A 551-nucleotide genomic window follows, 5' to 3' on the forward strand; every position below is an offset into this window, starting at 1 on the left:
AATTTCTCTTTGCCTTCCTTCAAAGAGATAGAGTTCACAATGCCTTTACCTTGAATGCATTTCAGACCCGCTTCGATCACTTCCCATTTGGAAGAGTCGACCATGATTGGCACTTTGGAGATTTCTGGTTCTGAGGCACATAGGTTTAGAAAACGAACCATACAAGCCTGTGCATCTAACATCCCCTCATCCATGTTGATGTCGATGATTTGGGCACCATTTTCAACTTGCTGACGCGCGACTTCTAACGCTTCGTCATACTGTTCCTCTTTGATCAAACGTTTAAAGCGAGCAGAACCTGTGACGTTAGTTCGCTCACCGACATTGATGAATAAAGTCTCTTTCTCAATCGTTAATGGCTCTAATCCGGAGAGACGACAAGCAACAGGCAAATCTGGCAAAGCGCGAGGTGTAACACCTTCAACGGCCTGCGCCATTTGGCGAATATGCTCCGGCGTTGTACCACAACAGCCACCAATCAGATTTAAAAAGCCGCTGCTAGCCCACTCTTTTACATGCTCTGCCATATCTTCTGGAGAAAGGTCATATTC

The 551-nt window shown here is 45.7% G+C and carries 1 protein-coding gene; it reads right to left on the reverse strand.

All coding sequences use genetic code 11. The features are described 5' to 3' along the window. The coding region (locus R7190_RS29820) for a dihydropteroate synthase (protein ID WP_318138202.1) at positions 1 to 551 on the reverse strand (551 nt) is incomplete at both ends.

The organism is Vibrio sp. 1078-1 (assembly GCF_033340475.1).